The 18,666-nt window shown below is 27.8% G+C and carries 22 protein-coding genes and 1 other RNA gene; 9 read left to right on the top strand and 14 right to left on the bottom strand.

Features of this window, described 5'->3' with window-relative positions; translation table 11 throughout:
• Nucleotides 1-27: 27 nt before the first annotated feature.
• The 5 genes from I0K12_RS07615 to I0K12_RS07595 form a co-directional block, all read right to left on the bottom strand.
• Nucleotides 28-1,629, bottom strand: a complete 1,602-nt coding sequence (locus I0K12_RS07615; protein WP_196886741.1) for a vitamin K epoxide reductase family protein — start codon at nt 1,627-1,629, stop codon at nt 28-30.
• Between the two features lie 509 nt (nt 1,630-2,138).
• Complete coding sequence (locus I0K12_RS07610) at nt 2,139-2,291, bottom strand: hypothetical protein (protein WP_196886739.1); 153 nt, start codon at nt 2,289-2,291, stop codon at nt 2,139-2,141.
• A gap of 268 nt (nt 2,292-2,559) precedes the next feature.
• A complete protein-coding gene (locus I0K12_RS07605; protein ID WP_196886737.1) occupies nt 2,560-2,712 on the bottom strand; it encodes a hypothetical protein in 153 nt (50 codons plus the stop codon).
• A gap of 364 nt (nt 2,713-3,076) precedes the next feature.
• Complete coding sequence (locus I0K12_RS07600; RefSeq protein ID WP_196886735.1) at nt 3,077-4,027, bottom strand: glycosyltransferase family 2 protein; 951 nt, start codon at nt 4,025-4,027, stop codon at nt 3,077-3,079.
• A gap of 10 nt (nt 4,028-4,037) precedes the next feature.
• Nucleotides 4,038-4,631, bottom strand: a complete 594-nt coding sequence (locus I0K12_RS07595; RefSeq protein WP_196886733.1) for a DUF4199 domain-containing protein — start codon at nt 4,629-4,631, stop codon at nt 4,038-4,040.
• A gap of 244 nt (nt 4,632-4,875) precedes the next feature.
• Here I0K12_RS07595 and ffs point away from each other — a divergent pair.
• An RNA gene (gene ffs / locus I0K12_RS07590) (signal recognition particle sRNA small type) lies at nt 4,876-4,974 on the top strand.
• A gap of 60 nt (nt 4,975-5,034) precedes the next feature.
• On the opposite strand, the gene I0K12_RS07585 is transcribed toward ffs, so the two are convergent.
• Nucleotides 5,035-5,646: an ACP phosphodiesterase gene (locus I0K12_RS07585; RefSeq protein ID WP_196886732.1), complete on the bottom strand. Its 612-nt coding sequence runs from the start codon at nt 5,644-5,646 to the stop codon at nt 5,035-5,037.
• A 281-nt stretch (nt 5,647-5,927) separates the two neighbouring features.
• On the bottom strand, nt 5,928-6,731 hold the full coding sequence (locus I0K12_RS07580) for a M48 family metallopeptidase (protein WP_317194424.1): 804 nt from the start codon (nt 6,729-6,731) through the stop codon (nt 5,928-5,930).
• Between the two features lie 74 nt (nt 6,732-6,805).
• On the opposite strand from I0K12_RS07580, the gene I0K12_RS07575 reads away from it, so the two are divergent.
• From I0K12_RS07575 to msrB (I0K12_RS07565), 3 genes are all read left to right on the top strand, one after another.
• A complete protein-coding gene (locus I0K12_RS07575) occupies nt 6,806-7,675 on the top strand; it encodes an alpha/beta fold hydrolase (RefSeq protein ID WP_196886731.1) in 870 nt (289 codons plus the stop codon).
• Nucleotides 7,676-7,739: 64 nt separating this feature from the next.
• Nucleotides 7,740-8,249 carry a peptide-methionine (R)-S-oxide reductase MsrB gene (gene msrB / locus I0K12_RS07570; RefSeq protein ID WP_196886730.1) on the top strand — a complete coding sequence of 170 codons (510 nt, stop codon included), beginning with the start codon at nt 7,740-7,742 and terminating at the stop codon, nt 8,247-8,249.
• Complete coding sequence (gene msrB, locus I0K12_RS07565; RefSeq protein ID WP_196886729.1) at nt 8,249-8,644, top strand: peptide-methionine (R)-S-oxide reductase MsrB; 396 nt, start codon at nt 8,249-8,251, stop codon at nt 8,642-8,644. Before msrB (I0K12_RS07570) ends, msrB (I0K12_RS07565) begins: the two co-directional genes overlap by 1 nt.
• A gap of 45 nt (nt 8,645-8,689) precedes the next feature.
• On the opposite strand, the gene I0K12_RS07560 is transcribed toward msrB (I0K12_RS07565), so the two are convergent.
• From I0K12_RS07560 to dnaA, 3 genes are read right to left on the bottom strand one after another with little or no spacing between them, the layout of a single operon-like run.
• Nucleotides 8,690-9,412, bottom strand: a complete 723-nt coding sequence (locus I0K12_RS07560; RefSeq protein ID WP_196886728.1) for an SAM-dependent methyltransferase — start codon at nt 9,410-9,412, stop codon at nt 8,690-8,692.
• Nucleotides 9,405-9,866 (bottom strand): low molecular weight protein-tyrosine-phosphatase, encoded by a 462-nt coding sequence (locus I0K12_RS07555; protein ID WP_196886727.1) that lies wholly within the window; start codon nt 9,864-9,866, stop codon nt 9,405-9,407. The genes I0K12_RS07560 and I0K12_RS07555 overlap by 8 nt, the downstream gene beginning before the upstream one ends.
• Nucleotides 9,867-9,874: 8 nt before the next feature.
• A complete protein-coding gene (dnaA, locus tag I0K12_RS07550; RefSeq protein ID WP_196886880.1) occupies nt 9,875-11,347 on the bottom strand; it encodes a chromosomal replication initiator protein DnaA in 1,473 nt (490 codons plus the stop codon).
• 533 nt (nt 11,348-11,880) lie between these two features.
• On the opposite strand from dnaA, the gene I0K12_RS07545 reads away from it, so the two are divergent.
• Nucleotides 11,881-12,285, top strand: coding sequence for an acyl-CoA thioesterase (locus tag I0K12_RS07545; RefSeq protein ID WP_196886726.1), 405 nt, complete (start codon nt 11,881-11,883; stop codon nt 12,283-12,285).
• Here the strand turns inward: I0K12_RS07545 and I0K12_RS07540 are convergent, their stop codons facing one another.
• From I0K12_RS07540 to ribD, 3 genes are read right to left on the bottom strand one after another with little or no spacing between them, the layout of a single operon-like run.
• The gene (locus I0K12_RS07540; RefSeq protein WP_196886725.1) at nt 12,286-12,894 is read right to left on the bottom strand and encodes an IMPACT family protein; all 609 of its coding nucleotides are present in this window, start codon (nt 12,892-12,894) and stop codon (nt 12,286-12,288) included.
• A gap of 15 nt (nt 12,895-12,909) precedes the next feature.
• Complete coding sequence (locus tag I0K12_RS07535) at nt 12,910-13,767, bottom strand: EamA family transporter (RefSeq protein ID WP_196886723.1); 858 nt, start codon at nt 13,765-13,767, stop codon at nt 12,910-12,912.
• Entirely contained in the window at nt 13,764-14,819 is a 1,056-nt protein-coding gene (ribD, locus tag I0K12_RS07530) for a bifunctional diaminohydroxyphosphoribosylaminopyrimidine deaminase/5-amino-6-(5-phosphoribosylamino)uracil reductase RibD (protein ID WP_196886720.1), read from the bottom strand. Before ribD ends, I0K12_RS07535 begins: the two co-directional genes overlap by 4 nt.
• Nucleotides 14,820-15,000: 181 nt before the next feature.
• Here ribD and prmC point away from each other — a divergent pair, with 181 nt between their 5' ends.
• The 4 genes from prmC (at nt 15,001) to I0K12_RS07510 (ending at nt 18,038) form a co-directional block, all read left to right on the top strand.
• A complete protein-coding gene (gene prmC / locus I0K12_RS07525) occupies nt 15,001-15,852 on the top strand; it encodes a peptide chain release factor N(5)-glutamine methyltransferase (RefSeq protein ID WP_196886718.1) in 852 nt (283 codons plus the stop codon).
• 15 nt (nt 15,853-15,867) lie between these two features.
• A complete protein-coding gene (locus I0K12_RS07520; protein WP_196886717.1) occupies nt 15,868-16,461 on the top strand; it encodes a hypothetical protein in 594 nt (197 codons plus the stop codon).
• Nucleotides 16,462-16,490: 29 nt separating this feature from the next.
• A complete protein-coding gene (locus I0K12_RS07515) occupies nt 16,491-17,456 on the top strand; it encodes a hypothetical protein (RefSeq protein ID WP_196886715.1) in 966 nt (321 codons plus the stop codon).
• A gap of 387 nt (nt 17,457-17,843) precedes the next feature.
• The gene (locus I0K12_RS07510) at nt 17,844-18,038 is read left to right on the top strand and encodes a hypothetical protein (RefSeq protein WP_196886714.1); all 195 of its coding nucleotides are present in this window, start codon (nt 17,844-17,846) and stop codon (nt 18,036-18,038) included.
• 36 nt (nt 18,039-18,074) lie between these two features.
• Here I0K12_RS07510 and I0K12_RS07505 read toward each other — a convergent pair whose 3' ends face one another.
• Nucleotides 18,075-18,497 (bottom strand): acyl-CoA thioesterase, encoded by a 423-nt coding sequence (locus I0K12_RS07505; RefSeq protein WP_196886713.1) that lies wholly within the window; start codon nt 18,495-18,497, stop codon nt 18,075-18,077.
• Nucleotides 18,498-18,666 lie beyond the last annotated feature (169 nt).

The following is an 18,666-nucleotide window of genomic DNA, read 5'->3' as shown; positions in this document are numbered from 1 at the left end:
CACACTTATTAAAATTATTTCAAAAATTTAAGAAACAAATAATAATTGCGAAACTTCATTTTCTCTTTCTTCAATCATTTCATCAATGAAGTACAACATATCTTCAAATTCATATTTTTCAGGAAATTTTCTACCATTTATAACTGGAAGTGGTGTAAAGTTGATCTCATTTTGATCACACCAAGCTTTTTCATCTTTTAAAACTTGTAAATATTGAGGTTTTGATGGTTTATTCCATTTCTCAACCCAATAATTTTGCTCATGATCATAACCAAAAATATCATGTAACGCTTCCATTATATCATTTGGTTGCTCATGATAAATTTCTAACAATCTCAAAGGAATAATATCTCTGACATGCGTTAAAGATTCTGCTGAGGAATTAAATCTTAAAATGATTTTGATGTTTTCATTATCTAGTTCTAGAATTTTATCTAAAATCTCGTGTTTTTCCTTACAATATTTACACAATGGATGTGTAACCATCATAATCTCAAAAGAACCATTTGGGTTTCCTAAAACAATTTCATTAGAAATATTTTCTTTTGGTAATTCGTCTTCACGCTTAAATATAGTATCAAATACCTCATGATCTCTTTTAAATCTAGCATTTGAGATATAAGCTTTTTTCAATTCTTGTTTGTCCTTGATTAATTTTTTCAATGGAAACCAGATTCCCGCACTTATAATTCCGAAAACTCCGAAGATTAATGTTGATGTAAAGAATTCTTTATTAAAAACAAATTCACCAAACATGAAATAAAATAATCCTGCTTGAGCAAATAATATTGCAACAGTTCCTAAACACAGTTTACACCAATCTTTTAAAACAAACTTTTGAACATATAGAGAATAAAGAGAAATAGGAATTCCTAAAAAAGCAACAATTAGTGGAAAAGTATAATTAGCAAAACCTAAAAAAGACGTTGCTATCCAAAAAAGTGAATACGATGAGAAAAATAAAATAGTAAGATCACTTAATTTTAAACCTAATAATTTTGAATTTGATTTAATAATAGAATTACAACCTACATTATCTTCTGAATTACAAATTTTATCTCCCAAGTAAGAATTGATTTCCAACTCTTGAAAAACGATCAGCACAGAAAGTGTAGTTCCGAGAAGTAATAAAGCAAAATTTATAAATTCTATTCCTGAATTAAATCCAAAAGAAAAAACTAATACTAAAGGAATTAAAATAGAAGCTATAGAAAGTGGTAATAGACTTTTTTTATTTGAAGAAATATCTAAAGATTCAGGTTTCTCTATTAATAAACAGATACCTGTCCACATTTTTAGGAATACTTCTTTAGTTATTTTTTTAAATTTTTTCCCATCTGTTGATACTTCCCAATCATCATTTTCTATTTTAACAAGTACAATTATTTTATCTTGACCTTTGTTAAACTGAGCTAAAAATGAATCTTCAAAATAATCAAGAGTTTCTGGCTCCACAGGAACTTCAAAAGCACTGGATTCTATCTTAAAATGATTAAATAAATCTGTAATTGAAAACAAAGAAGGATAGTCAGGATGTGTCATTAATTGCATCTTTACTTCCTCTTTATCTACTTTTATGTCATAAATTTCTAAAAATTTATAAATCAAATTAAAAATATTTTCTTCCATTTTGCACTTCTATATTAAAAATAAATTGTTTGTTAATAAATAAAATATTATTGAAAAATATAGTATATAATAATCACACAGAGCCTTACCAAAGTTAAAATATCATACTATTTTACATATTTGCAAATTATACAATTCTATTTGAAATAAAATTATAATAATTTAAACTTAAGTAAAAAAATATCTTATTCTAATTTTGAAAAGGCTCTAAAATTCAAATTTCATTTCTTTCTAAGAACTCTTATAATTCCTTCAGAAATAAAAAAATGAGTTAAATTTTACTAATCGAATACATCTTCAATTGGCATTAGGTAACATGGTTGACATTCTCCATTAGGACATTTACCATTTCTACAAATTGTAGTTTAACCTCCACCGATTTTTTTCTTAGCATCTCAACTTAAAGTCTTAGCTCCTGCTAATTTTTGTATTTTTTCAATTTAATTTTAGATATAACTGTTAAATAAAATATCCCTTACTAAAAGCAAGGGATATTGAATAATTTTATGTTATCCGATTGGGTCTTCTCCAAAACAAGGTGAACATCTTCCAGTAGAAGGACACCATCCTCCTGTACAGTAGTTTGAGTTCCCACCATTAATTTCTTTTTGAGCATTTTTGTTTAACGTCTTAGCTCCTGATAATTTTTGTAATTTTTTCATAATTAAAATATAGTTTGAAATTCACTTCAATTTATTTTAAGACACCTGAAGTGTTTTATGTCTTATAGCAATTAGATATTCTAATCAATTTTATATTGACAAACATATAAACAAAAAGATTAAAAAACAATTATTTTAACATTTTAAATACATTATTTATTGTTTTTTAGTTTTAATCTTAAATCAATACTGTATTTTTAACAATATTATATAATTAAAAAATCTCTTACTTTTCAGTAAGAGATTTTGTTTAATATTTTAAATTATACTATCCGATTGGATCTTCACCAAAACATGGTGCACAATTTCCAGTTGATGGACACCATCCTCCAATACATCTGTTAGAGTTCCCACCATTAATTTGCTTTTGAGCGTTTTTGTTTAACGTTTTAGCTCCTGATAATTTTTGTAATTTTTTCATAATTAAAATATTAATTTTTTGGTTATACTTCAATTTATTTAAAGACACTTGAAGCTTTATGTCTTATCATTTCAATTTTAAAATTTCTTTTTTTTTACTCTTCTTCTATTCCAAATATAGAATAAAATATTTTATAATAAAAGTTATTTTTATTTTTTTAACATTTTTTTACATGTTATAATACTATATTAACTACAATACATGTCTATTTATTATATTTTAACAAATATTATTTATATTAAAATATCATTTTCATAACTTAAAGTTGTAAAACACAAGAAAACCTTACATAAAACAATAAAAAAACCGTCTTTTGATTATGAATAAATCAAAAGACGGTTTAAATATTAATTAAACGTTATTATTAAATAACTTCTTTAATCTTATATCTTGTTTCATGTGGTTTATTTCTCACCACTAATTCTCCAATAAATCCTGCTAAGAATAACTGTGTTCCTATAATCATTGTAGTTAATGCAATATAGAACCAAGGATTCTCAGTGATAAGAATTGCTTTTTCTCCTATAAATAGTTTATAAAGCTTCAATGCTCCTATAAAACCTGCTGCAAACAAACCTACAATAAACATAATTGTTCCCATCAATCCAAAAAGATGCATTGGTCTTTTTCCAAAGCGTGCTAAAAACCAAATAGAGATTAAATCTAGAAAACCATTGATAAAACGATCTATTCCAAATTTAGAAACTCCGTATTTTCTAGCTTGATGAATTACCACCTTTTCTCCTATTTTAGAAAAACCAGCATTTTTGGCAAGTACAGGGACATATCGATGCATCTCTCCATAAACCTCAACATTTTTCACTACATCTTTATGATATGATTTCAATCCACAATTAAAATCATTTAATTGTACTCCTGAAGTCTTTCTTGCTGCCCAATTAAATAACTTAGATGGTAAATTTTTTCGAATAACTGAATCATAACGTTTTTTCTTCCACCCAGAAACTAAATCATACCCATCTTTTACAATCATATCATAAAGTTCTGGAATCTCATCTGGACTATCTTGAAGATCTGCATCCATAGTAATGATCACATCTCCTCTTGTTTCTTTAAACGCTGCATGCAAAGCTTGAGATTTTCCGAAATTTCGTAAAAAGCGAATTGCTCTCACATTCGGATTTTTTTCTTTAAGCTTCGTAATCACTTCCCAAGAATCATCCGTACTTCCATCATCTATGAAGATAATTTCATACGAATATTGATTGGCTTGCATTACTTTCACAATCCAATCATGTAATTCCTTTAAAGATTCGTCTTCATTAAGAAGTGGAATAACGATTGATAAATTCATAAATAGAAAATTAGTTTAATTCAGGTCTTTTTCTTCTTAAAATCAATGATAATAACAATCCTAAAATAGAATATATAGTTAAATAAGAAGCATAAGCTTGAATGTATGTTTTAAATCCAGGGCTTTTTCTACTATTCTTTTTCATTGTTTCTATTTCAGTTCTCTGTTTTCCGAAACTTTCTTTAATTTGCTCTTTCTCTTCGTCAGATTTTGCAGTTTCCAAAGCCTTTGCTTGATTTGCTAAATTATCTTCTTTGATTTTATCTAAACTAGAAATTCTCAATTCAATAACCTCCATTTCTTTTTCTGGAAATATTTTAGCTACTAAAGAAATAGTTAAAATATGAATAAGAAAACCAATCACAATTGTTATAAAATAAGATGAAAAAGCTTGTTTGAATGTGATAAATCCTTCTAACCCTTTAATTGTTGATGCAATAGCTAAAATTCCTACAACTAAAACAATTGCAAATGTTAATAAAAACAACCATTGAGATACTAATAACCCAATATTTATTGTGTAGCTATAAATTGTTAACAAGGATAGGCAAGCTCCTAATATAATACCAAAAGTGACTCCTTTTTTCTTAATTACTTTATTCATTATTCTTTATCTTTTATTTAAAGATAGCAAAGATACTTTTTTTCAATTATTATTTTTTTTATTTAAAGGATTTATTAAAAATCTTCCACAAATTCTTTTTCAATAATATTATTTTAATTTCAAAACAAAAAAAATGTAAGCTTTAAGAAACTAACTTTAAACAACTTAAAACAAAACCTCAAAGAAAAATTAAAATTTATTGCAAAAACTCTTGCAAAAAACGAAAACCTACGTATATTTGCAGCGGCAAGTCTTACACAACTAGCTCCCTTTGAATCCCCCAGGGTCGGAAGACAGCAAGGGTATTAGGTTGTAGCAGTGTGATGTAAATAGCTTGCCATTTTTTGTTTCTATACTTCACTTCTTTTTGGAAACAAAAAACCAATCTTTCGATTGGCTTCTCTTATAATTCTAATAATTTTTGTTGCTGTTTGATTAATTTCAGTCGATCTCTAGAAAAAGGGATTACATCTGTCATAAACTCATGAAAATCATTTTCAAAACTAGAATAATTATCTTTTAAATCCTGGATAGCTTCTTCCATTAAAGAATCATGCTTGGTACGCTTACTCATCCCAATCAGCACTTTTTCAATACTATCTACATTTTGATAATTAAACAACATATCTTCTCGTTTTAAATAAACTAAAAACTGCTGCGCTTTTTCTGGTAAAATTTCTTTATTTTTTTCTAATAAATCATAAACTCTTTGTGAATAATCATTCAATTTTATAGAGGAATAAGATTCCCAGTTTTTTGCCAAAAAATGATCATAAAAAATATCAATAATTACTCCAGCATAATGCCTATACTTTTCATCTAATCTTTTTTTACTTCTTTTAAATATCGGATTCGCATCAGTGAACTCGTCAATAGCTCTATGCAACAATATTCCTAACTGAATTTCTTCTTCAAAATCCAAATACTGTTTTCCCTTTACAGCATCTGCTATAAAATTTCCAATACAAATATTTTCATTGTTAAAAGATAAAAAAGTATGTGCTAAATAATTCATTTATGATATTCTGATTTTCTAGTTATTTTCTAAGTAAAAATGAGATTTTACGCTATTAAAATTGCTTTGTTTTAAAAACAATCTTTCGACTCGTTTTAAAGTTATAAAAACTTTAAACATAAAACGAATTTATTCCATATTTACTTACAATTTATATTCTTTCTTTCTGAATATCTAGAATAAATCTTATAGTTTTAACACCTATTTAAAAACATATTTTTCATAAAACAAAAAAAGAGACCTTAAATTAAGACCTCTTTTTTAACTCTATGTTTATAATATTATTTATACTGAGCTGCCAAACGTTTTGCTTCTGGAAGATATGCTTGCAAAGCTTTAATTCGAGAATCATTTGAAGGATGCGTACTCATAAACTCTGGCGTACTACTTCCTCCTGTTTTTTCTTTCATACGAACCCAAACCTGCACAGCTTCTTCTGGCTCATACCCTGCCATAATCATAAAAACCATTCCTAGTTTATCCGCTTCATCTTCGTGTACTCTACTATATTTTAAAACACCTAATTGAGAACCTACTCCATAAGCCATATTCCACATTTCTTGCTTTTTCTGACTTTCTCCAGAAGTTGCAAAAGCTACAGCTAACCCTCCATATTGTTGCAACTGTCCTGTAGTCATTCTTTCTTGTCCGTGTTTTGCAAAAGCATGTGCAACTTCATGCCCCATAATTGCTGCAATTCCATCTGTATTTTCAGCAATTGGTAAAATTCCTGTATAGAATACAACTTTTCCACCTGGCATACACCAAGCATTAATTGTTTGATCTTCGATAAGATTAAATTCCCAACGATAACTATCTGCTTCAGAAGCCATATTATTCGCTCGCATAAACTTATCTACTGCTTCAGAAATCCTTCTTCCTACTTCTTTAATTTCATTTGTTTTAGCAACATCCTTAGATTTAGGATTATTTGCTAAAAATTCATCATACTGTTGAAAACTCATTGGCAAAACTTTCGCATCACTCACGAAATTTACTCTTGACCTATTTGTAATCGGTACTGTAGAACATCCAATAGCTAAACCAACGGCTGCCATGGAAACAAAGATTTTTTTCTTCATCATTATTTACTATAATTTTTAAAAGATTAAATCTACAAATTCTATCTTTACGTTTTAAAATAATTTTAGATAGAAGAATGGAGACAAAAGTTGAGAATCAATCCAAAAACGTTTTTGATATCCCAAAAAGTATTACAAATACTGGAAAATTTTTACAGTTTATTTCTACAAAAGCAGCAGTAAACTTCGCTATAAAAATATTTTTCACTCCTATTCGCTTCAAAACTCCTGACAGAGAGAAAATGATGCGAAAAAGTGCAAAAATGGAGACAATTATGGTGCCAGGCTTAAACAAAGAAGTTGCTGTTTATACTTATGGATATTCAAAAAAAAGAGCGCTTTTGGTTCATGGTTGGTCAGGAAGAGGAACACAGCTATATGCTGTAGCGGATAAACTTTTAGAAAAAGGCTATATGGTATATACTTTTGATGCTCCTGCACACGGAAAATCTCCAGGAAAAAGCACAATGATGAAAGAGTTCATCGATGTAATTGCTTTTATGAAACAAAAATTCGGACCTTTTGATGCTGCTGTTGGTCACTCTTTAGGAGGAATGGCTCTTTTAAATAATGTTAAACAAGGATTGAATATTAAAAAACTTGTTACTGTTGGAAGTGGAGATGTAATTTCGGATATCATTGAAATGTTTATCGATAAATTAAAACTAAAAAAGAAAATTGCTCCACTGATGAAAAAAGCAATTGATAAAAAGTTCAACCTAAACTTAGATGATTTTTCAAGTAGTGTTTCTGCCAAGTCTGTAAAAATACCAACATTAGTTGTTCATGATACAGAAGATAATGATGTTCCTGTAAGTTGTGCTCATAGCATTCGACAGAATTTGGAAAATGGAGAACTTTTAATAACAAACAACCTAGGTCACCGAAAAATCTTAAGAGATAAACAAGTTATTGAAAGAATTAGCAAATTTATAGTAGAAGATTAGTAAGATTTTAAATATAAATACAAAAAGAACTTACTAACTTCATAAAACATTAAAATATTTAGAGATGAGAAAAATAGTAGTTCTTTTTGCAATGATTATGTTAGTAGGCTGCTCGGGAAATGCACAGCAGAAAAAAGAGGAAGAAGCAAAACCTAAATTCCCTTTAGAAAGAACCGATGCAGAATGGAAAAAAATACTAACTCCTGAACAATATTTTGTGTTAAGACAAAAAGGGACAGAAAAACCTTTTAACAATAAGTATGATAAGTTCTATAAAGATGGAGTCTATGTTTGTGCTGCAGATAGTACAAAGTTATTTCTGTCAGAACATAAATATGATTCAGGAAGTGGATGGCCAGCTTTTGATACAGCAATTCGAAAAGATATTTATATTGCCAAGGATAATAGTTATGGTTTAAGTAGAGATGAAGTTCTTTGTGCAACTTGTGGTGGACATTTAGGTCATGTATTTGATGATGGACCAATAAACACTACAGGTATTAGATATTGTATCAATTCGGCTGCTCTGCAATTTATACCAAAAGATGATGAATCTATTTTAGAAAAAAAATAATGGAAAATTACCCAAAAGGAAAATCAGAAGAAGAATGGAAAAAAATTCTTTCTCCTGAAGAATATCGAATTTTAAGAGAAAAAGGAACGGAATATCCTAATACTGGAGAATACAATCTGTCTTTTGAAGACGGAATCTATTGTTGTGCTGGTTGTCATTCAAAATTATTTGAATCAGGACATAAATTTGCTTCCAATTGTGGTTGGCCTTCTTTTGACGAATCGATTGAAGGTGCAATTGAATATAAAAAAGATAGATCACATGGAATGTATCGAATAGAAGTTCTTTGCGCAAATTGTGGAGGACATCTAGGACATGTTTTCGATGATGGTCCTACTGAAACTAGAACTAGATATTGTATCAATTCTGTTTCGATCAAACTTGATAAAAAATAAAATTCATAAAAAAAGCCAACTTAAATTAGTTGGCTTTTGTATTTTTTAAAAAGTATTTTCTTTATGAATAATGAAAATTGCTGGTCTTTTATGTAAATCTGGTGTTTTTGATTTCCATTCCTTCACCGTAAATGTTTTAATGTATTCTGAAGGAAGCGTAATATCACAAGCGACACATAATCTAGTTTTTGGTGATAAAATTTCTTTCAAGTCAGCTAACATTTTGTCATTACGATAAGGAGTTTCAATAAAAATCTGCGATTGATCGTGATCAAAAGAAAGTTTTTCTAATTGTTTAATTTTCTTCTTTCTTTCTGATTTATCAATTGGTAAATAACCATTAAAAGCAAAACTTTGTCCATTCATTCCTGATCCCATCATAGACATAATAATCGATGAAGGACCAACTAAAGGAACTACTTGAATTCCTTTTTGATGTGCAAGCTTTACTACCTCAGCTCCAGGATCTGCAATTGCAGGAACTCCCGCTTCAGAAATTAAACCTACAGATTTTCCTTCCATACAAACATCTAAATAATGTTGTACTTCTAGAGGATCTGCATATTTTCCTAAAGACATCATCACTAAGGATGGTTGTGATTTACTCGGTGTAATTTTTTTGATAAACTTTCTTGAAGTTTTCTCATTTTCTACAATAAAATGATCTATCATAGAAACAACTTTTTTCACAGAAAGTGGTAAAACTTCCAACGGTTCTGTTTCTCCTAAAGTTGTAGGAATTAAATAAAGTTTACCAATATTATTCATTGTTTTCTAATTTAGAAATAATTACATCACAAGATTTATCCAACATTTCAAAAACATCATCAAAACCTGAAGCTCCTCCATAATAAGGGTCTGGAACTTCTTTATTTTCATTAGGATAAAGTTCATTTAAAATCAAACGAACTTTATCAACTTGACTTTTTGTATTTGCTAAAGAAATTACATTTTGATAATTTGATTTATCCATTACATAAATAATATCAAACTTTTCAAAATCTTCTTCTCTAAATTTTCTAGATCTTTGCTCAGTAATATCAATCCCGTTCTTGTTGGCAACATCAATAGATCTAGAATCTGGTAATTCTCCAGAATGATAACCACTTGTTCCTGCTGAATCAACAAAAATTTTAGAGCTATCAACTTTGGATTCTAAAATTCCATGTGCTAAAGGGGATCTACAAATGTTCCCTAAGCAAACCATTAATATTCGAATCATGTATTAATTTAATATGAAAGTTTCTTAGTAAGCTCATCCACGTATTTCTTGAATTGCTTATCCGTATCTATCAAGTTATCAACAGTTTTACAAGCATGTAATACAGTTGCATGATCACGTTTTCCTATTTGAGCTCCGATACTTGCTAAAGAAGATTTAGTCAATCTTTTTGCAAAATACATTGCTAATTGTCTTGCTTGAACTATTTGTCTTTTTCTTGTTTTTGATTGTAAAGTAGCTACATCAATATCAAAATAATTCGAAACAATTTTCTGAATATATTCTATGGAAATTTCTCTTTTTGTACTTCTTACAAATTTTTCTACAACACTTTTAGCAAGTGATAAAGAAAATTCTTTTTTGTTAAAAGAAGCTTGAGCAATCATTGAGATTAATACTCCTTCCAACTCACGTACATTAGATTTTACATGCTTTGCAACGTATTCAATAACTTCGATAGGCATTTCAACTCCATCTCTAAATAATTTGTTTTGAAGAATTGAAATACGAGTTTCAAAATTTGGAACTTGTAATTCTGCTGATAATCCCCATTTAAACCTAGACAAAAGTCTCTGTTCGATATCTTGCATATCTACTGGCGCTTTATCAGAAGTAAGAATTACTTGTTTTCCATTTTGGTGAAGATGATTAAAAATATGAAAGAATACATCCTGCGTTCCTGTCTTACCAGATAAAAATTGTACATCATCAATAATCAATACATCAATCATTTGATAGAAATGAATAAAATCATTTCTTGTATTTCCTTTTACAGAATCAATATATTGTTGTGTAAATTTTTCTGAAGATAAGTAAAGAACTGTCTTGTCAGGATATTTGTCTTTGATATCAACTCCTATTGCATGAACTAAATGTGTCTTTCCTAAACCTACACCTCCATAAACTAAAAGTGGGTTAAATGACGTTCCTCCAGGTTTGTTTGAAACAGCTAAACCTGCAGATCTTGCTAATCTATTTGACTCTCCTTCTATAAAACAATCGAAATTGTAATTAGGATTAAGTTGCGATTCAATTTTTACTTTCTGAATTCCTGGAATAATAAAAGGATTTTTCAATTCTCTTTTATCTCCCATAGAATTATTGGCTGCTATGTTCCCTCCTCCTCTAGTTACTTCTAAAGGAACTGTAACTCCTTGTTGTCTATTTAAAGGATTTCTGTTTGAACTCGGAATTTTTACAGTATGTGGATTATTACTACTGTATACATTTTCCATTTTAACATCATACACCAATTTCGCATCTCTCCCAAGCTCCTTTACAAGAGCTACTCTCAATAATTTTATATAATGCTCTTCCAACCATTCATAGAAAAACTTACTAGGTACCTGAATTGTCAAGGCTACTCCAGAAAGTTTCATAGGTTTTATGGGCTCAAACCATGTTTTATAGGCTTGAGGTTTAATATTATCTTTAATAAAAGACAAACACTTTTCCCAAACTGAAGATGCAGTTTTAGTCATTCTATCTGTACTGGTATTTTGAGTTAAATTTAATTGCAACTTAATAAAGTTTTTATCAAAGATTTAAGGCTACAAAAGTGCTAATATATTTTAGGATAAAAAAATTGAATTGCTATTGCTTCTTATTTTTTTTTTCCGTAAACTGATACTGAAGCCTAAAAAACTTGTAGCAATTAACTTGCGTATCTTTTTCACTTACTAAACGTATTTTTTTCGGTATAATTTTGGAAGATAATTTAAACCTCTAATTAAAATTTTTCGTAATCTTTTTTTTTCAAAAATAAACTTTGGAGTATAGAATTTCTAACAATAAAATATCCGATAATTTTGGACAATTACTTTCTAAAAATTCAATGTCATATATTATTTTTTACTCGAACTAAATTCTAAATCAAATCTTGGTTTTAAAAATTTAAATTATTTCTTTCTATCACAAAAAAAATCATTTCATTTAATAACTAAATTTTCAATAAAGCTAATTACATTTGTTGGAAGTTTAGACTTCTCTAAAACCACTCATATTTGAAACAAACATGATAACACATCAAACACAGATTCGCGTTCGCTATGGCGAAACGGATCAAATGAGCTACGTATATTACGGCAATTACGCCGAATACTTCGAAACAGGTAGAATCGAATGGCTTCGTAACATAGGTATATCCTACAAAGCCATGGAAGAATCTGGGGTAATGCTTCCTGTTCTTGATTTAAATGTAAAATATCTTAAGCCGGCAAGATATGATGATCTTCTTACTGTAAAAACAACTTTAGAGAAATTACCTACTGCTAAGATCGTTTTTCAGTATGAAATATTTAACGAAAATGAAGAACTTTTAACAACGGGAAGTACTACTTTAGTTTTCATCGATATGAAAAAAAATAGACCAATAAAAGCTCCTAATTATTTCTTAAATAAAGTTAAAAATTTTTTTTAATTAAATCTCAATAATTTTTAAACATCTTAGCTCTTCAAACTGAATTTTAACATTTTCAGCATCTTTTTTTCGAACAGAAATTATGTACTCACATTGTAACTCCATTTTTTGATTTACAATGTCGAGTTTTCTGTCTTTAATTACTCGCATTACTTTGTTCATATGTGGGTAATCAAAAGTCAGTTGAAAATGAACATCAATCGTTCTTTCTACAATCGAAGAAGCATCTAAAGCCATTTGCGCACCTGTTCGATAAGCATTAATCAATCCTCCAACTCCTAATTTTGTTCCTCCAAAGTATCGAACAACTACTATCAAAACATTTGTAATTTCTTTTGAAAGAATTTGTCCATAAATTGGTTGTCCTGCACTATTACTCGGTTCTCCGTCATCATTTGCACGAAAACGAATTTTATCCGTACCTAGTTGCCAAGCATAACACCAATGTCTTGCAGTATGATGTTCTTTTTTTAATCTATGCAGATGTTCTTTTATTTCATCTTCATTTGAAACAGGGAAAGCATAACCGAAAAATTTACTTCCTCTATCTTTAAACAATGTTTCTTCTGAAGGTCCTTCTATTGTTTTATAAGTATCTTTTATTTCCAATTTTTTAACTCAGATTTATAGGGTAACTAAAATAATTGCAATAATGGAAAGTACTACTCCAATCCAATTTCTTTTGTTCAATCTTTCTTTAAAAATCATAATTCCAAGAAGTGTTGAAAAGGAAACCGTAGCAACATTATTGACTGTAAAAATAGTAGAAGTTTCCATATGGTCCATTTCTAAAGCTTTTAAAAGATAGAAAATCGTATAATAGTTTGGTATTCCTAGTACAATTCCTCCAATAATATTTTTGAATTGAAACTTTACTTTACCCATAATAAACAAAATAGATAGAAGTAAAACACCAAGCATTCCTGCTACTAAAAATATCGAAGCGGAATATAGCTCTAATCCACCATCTGAAACATAATTATTTTCTACATATTTAATTGTTGTATCTAAAATTCCGGAACCAACAAAAAGAATTATTGGTAAATAAAGATATTTTTGATCAAAATCAGAACTATCTTTTCTAGAAGTCAGATACACCGAAAGTAATGCCAGTAAAATTCCTAGAATTTTTACAACTCCATAAGATTCATTGTAAACAATAATTCCAAAAGTAATTGGAATCACAACACTCATTTTTCCTGCTACAGAAACCACTGACATCCCAGCTTTTTGAGCAGTTAATGCCATTACATTAAATAAGAAAATAAACAGAAAACCTAAAAACAATACACCATAAAACCAAGGTTGCGCAGGAATTTCTGTAAAATGTACATTTTCTGTTGTTGTTGCATATCCAATCGAAAATGCAACAAAATAGTTTACAACAATTGCTTGTAAATTATCAATTCTGAATTTTTCAAAATATTTAAAAATTACAAACAAAAAACTGCTAAGAATAATACTAAGTAATAAGTGTATCATTTATTATAATAAATTTTAAGGTTATCTTCATCAATCATTCTCTCCTCCATCAATTTTCCTTTAATTTCAATTTCTTTTACACCATCAAAAAACTGTACTTCCCCATGAAAAATTCTTGTTTCATCCCAAAGATTTTCTTTTGCAAAAGTTTCTAAAGTTCGTTTTCCTCCTTCTACAATTAAGGATTGTAAATTGTGCTTATATAAAATATCGCAAATTTGTTTTGCAATTGGTTGATCAAAATCTATTTTTTCAAAACAAAGTATTTCATCCGATTCTTTTTCTTTTTCAGTCAAAATAATTGTTTTCACTTCTCGGTTATAAACCTGATAATCCTGTGGAATTTTCAAACTTCTATCTAAAACCACACGAACTGGATTATTTCCTTTCCAATCTCTAGAAGTTAAAGAAGGATTATCTTTCAAAACTGTTGTTGTTCCAACTAAAATCGCTTGTTCTTCTGTTCGCCATTTGTGAACTAGCTGACGAGAATAAGCATTTGTAATCCAATTTGGTTTTGCTTCTTCTTTCGAATTAACTTCTCTGTTTTGGTCTAAAAATCCATCTTCTGAAGCAGCCCATTTTAAAATAATGTATGGACGTTTTTTATTTTGAAACGTGAAAAATCGCTTGTTCAAATCATAACATTCTTCTTGTAAAGAACCAAATTCAACTTCATGGCCATTTTCTTCTAAAATCGAAACTCCTCTTCCACTTACCAAACTATTAGAATCAATAATTCCAATCACCACTTTTTTTATTCCATGATTGACAATTAAATTCGCACAAGGTGGCGTTTTTCCAAAATGAGAACAAGGCTCTAAGCTCACAAAAATCGTAGAATCTTTCAGAAGATGTCTATATTCTTCCTTTACAGAGTTCACAGCATTTACTTCTGCGTGTGGTTGCCCTGCTTTTTTGTGCCAGCCTTCTCCTATAATTCTTCCATTATGTACAATAACACTTCCAACCATTGGATTTGGATATGTTTTTCCTAAACCATTTTTCGCAAGCTCTATGCAGCGTCTGATATATTTCTCTTGATTTTTCACGGCGTAAAAGTACTTATATTATGAAAAACAATAAAATTATTTTTTTCTATAAATATTTCTTATTCTGAGTTACAATTAGATGTTTTAGATAAGATCTATTTTAATCGATTTTCTCTTTATTCTCTCAGAATATTCAAATATTAAAACTAATTTTGTCCTTTAAATAAAAATACAATTAAGTATGGAGATTTCTGTTTTTAAAAAATATTTTTTTGATGAATTAAAATCTGTTTATCCAGAAACAGAAATACAATCCTTTTTTTATTTATTGACAGAACATTTTTTACAACTTCGTAGAATTGACATTGCTCTAGATCCAAATTTTGAAATTGCAAAAGAAAAATTAAATCTATTTAAAGAAAGTATTGAAAAACTGAAAACTGAATTTCCTGTACAATATATTATTGGAGAAACTTCTTTTTTTGGTTTAGATTTTTTTGTGAATGAAAACACTTTGATTCCTCGTCCAGAAACAGAAGAATTAGTACAATGGATTTTAAATGATTTTCAAGATTCTACGAAAAAACTAAAAATTTTAGACATCGGAACAGGAACTGGTTGTATTCCAATTTCTTTAGCGAAAAATCTTCCAAATGCAGAAATTCATGCTTATGATATTTCGGAAGAAGCTTTAAAAATGGCGAAGAAAAATGCAGAAAGAAATGAAGTAACTGTACATTTTCAGAAAGTAAATATTTTAGAAACAGAAAAATTAGATACTGATTTTGACATTATCATCAGTAATCCACCTTATGTTCGAAATCTTGAAAAAGTGGAAATTAAAAAGAATGTTTTAGAGTACGAACCACATTTAGCTTTGTTTGTTTCAGATGATGATCCTTTGATTTTTTATAGAAAAATTGCAGAATTAGCAAAAGATAATTTGAAAGAAAATGGATTTTTATACTACGAAATCAATCAATATTTAGGAAAAGAAACAATTAAATTGGTTGAAAAATTAGGATTTAAAAATGTGGAACTTCATAAAGATATTTTTCAGAATGATCGAATGCTGAAAGCGGAGAAGAAATAATTAGTTTAAAAAAATATGAAAAAGATTATTTATTATTTTATTCTAATATTTTGTTTAATCTCATGTAGTTTTACTGAAGGTTACTTACCTAAAAAATCTGTATGTGATGATAAAATTATTGAAGAATTCAAAAATATATCAAATGATTCCTATTCAATTTATTTTATTGAAAAAGATATTCCTTCAATAACTGTAGAAGACTTAAATAAAAATTACCCTATTTCTGAAGAAGAACAATCAGAATTTAAAAATGAAATCTACACTTTATTTACCAAAAAAACATGGTTAAATGAAACAGATATTTATAATGAGTTTAGAAAAAGGTATGAGTTTAAGAGTGATTCAAATGAAAATTTAGGAATTATTAATATGGTTCATTTTGCTGAAGGAGATGAAATTATTTCTATAGAAAATTCTGAATTAGATTCTTTTTTCAATGAATACAATTGTAATAAAGAAATTATAGAAAAGTTTAAAGAGTTAAATGAAAAATATAAAATAGGAGTTCGTGATTTTAAGATACGATATTTAGTTAATGTGAATCTAAGTACAGATATTGAACATCAAATTATTATTGGAAAATGTTTTCACTTCTTTAAAATCAAATAAAAATATAAAAAGTTTTCAACCCTATAATTATGCTACCAAAAAGAATAAACAAAAATCATTTATTGAAATTAAGTATTATTTTAATTTCAATAGTATTTTTTTCATGTAAAACTGAAGAAAAAAAAGAAGTTAAAGAGCAAATAAAAAAACACATAAATTCTGCTGAAAAAGAAAAGATATCTGAAATAAAAAAAGTTCAAATTCCTAAAGAAAAATTAGATTCTAAAATCTATATCAATAAATTAAACTCATCTAGGGTACAAAATAAATTATCAGTTTCTTTATTTTTTAAAGAATCAATTCCTGATTCGATTGTAAAGAAAGTTTGTTCTAATGTAGCTAAAATTTCATCAGATATTACTGTAGTTGATGAGGAAATTATCACAAATTTAGAAGAATCATATGTTTCAAAATATTTTAATACAAATGGTTTAGATACTTTGTTAGTTTTTAATGAAAATCAGGTTTTAATTGATACAATTTATAGGGAGAAATATGCCCATTATCAAAATCCTTTAGATGAAGATTTTATTGCTATTTATAATAAATCAGATAAAATTAATTCGGAAGAAAATTATATTGTAATGAGTAAAAATGATCTATTTCAAAAGAATTCTATGCAGTTTGAAAAAGACTCTCTTTACATGACAAAAACAGCAAAAAAACTTTCATTTGATTCTAATTATATCAGTTTTCACTCAAGAGCTGTAAAAGGTAAAGACACTATTTCAATTTTAACTTACTTTCCTAGATATGAAAAAAACTATAGTTTTCGATTTTATTTACTAAAAAATCATCAGCCAGTCGATTCTTTAATAAATGATTTTACATATAATAGATTAATAACAGTTCCTGTGAATAAACAGAATGAAGATATTTTTGTTTCTTTTTCTTTTGTTCCAAATTCAGATGTTTTTTGGGATTCTCTAATTGGAATTGATTGGGAAGAAATGAAAATTAAAACTTATTCAAAAAATCGTTTGGATTTAAAATAACATAAATCTGAGATACATTTAAAAACTAAAAAATACAACCTAACCTTGAACCTTAAATCAATAAACAAAACAATCAAATCAGAATTTATTTTAACCAATATTTTATTTGGAATATTCTTATTTTTCTTTCTTTTAGGAGGGTACCAGAAAACATATCTTTTTAATATTGTTATCCCTTTAATTTTTTTTGTAGTAATTTATTTTTTCATTTTTTTCAAACCTGAAAAATCTTATCTGGCTCTTGGAATAGTTCTATTACTTTCTTCTTTTGGTTTAATATCTTTTACAGGAATATTTGACTTGCATTTAAGCTTTAATGGATTTAATTTCAACTTCGTTTCCTTCTTATTTTTGATTATACTATTCTATAAAAAGCATGAGAAATTCATGAAATTATTTGAAATTTCTAAAAAAGAAAAGGAGGAAGTGAAATCAAATTACACGAAGAAACAAGTAAACCGATTCAAATCTAATTTTCAAAATTTAAGTTTAGAAGAAATTGAACAAAAATTGAATGAAAACTTAGTTGCAGAAGCAAAACAAGCTTTGGAAGAATTAAAAAAAGAAAAACAGGTAGTTTAAATAATATTAATAAACGAATATAACTTTAAAAACTAATTACGAATAAACTGCATTTTCTTCTAAAATAATATTCTTGATTTCACTAGGAATCATCATTGGTCTGTGTGTTTCAGGATCAATAAGACACCATTTTGATTTTGATTTTGTGATTAGTTTTCCTGTTTTAGCATTCTTAATTTCAATGATTCGATAGCATGTAAATTTATCAAAACCTTCGATATGTGTTTCTAATGAAATTTCATCACCCAAAAAAGCTGCTCTTTTATAATCGATAGAATGATTCATCACCACCCAAATATATTCTGATTTAAAGTTATTAATAGCAACTAGATAATCCCAATGTGCAATTGCAACGTCTTGCATCCATTTTACATATCTAACATTATTCACGTGATTCAAATCGTCTAAATCCTCCACACCTACTCTAATACTCTGTACAAATCTATCTTCTATCAACATGTTTCTATAAATAAGAAGCAAATGTAATCAAAATAGTATAAATAAATTTTAAATAAAAATCCGTCTATTTGTTAAACAGAAAAATCTTCATCTAAAACAATCTTAGAATAAGATAAAAACATTTTTTAAAACAATATCTTACACAATACTTAATATTAACATCTTTTTC

The organism is Aureivirga sp. CE67, assembly GCF_015767245.1.
GTDB lineage: Bacteria > Bacteroidota > Bacteroidia > Flavobacteriales > Flavobacteriaceae > Aureivirga.
This window is presented reverse-complemented; position numbering and strand designations above follow the sequence as displayed.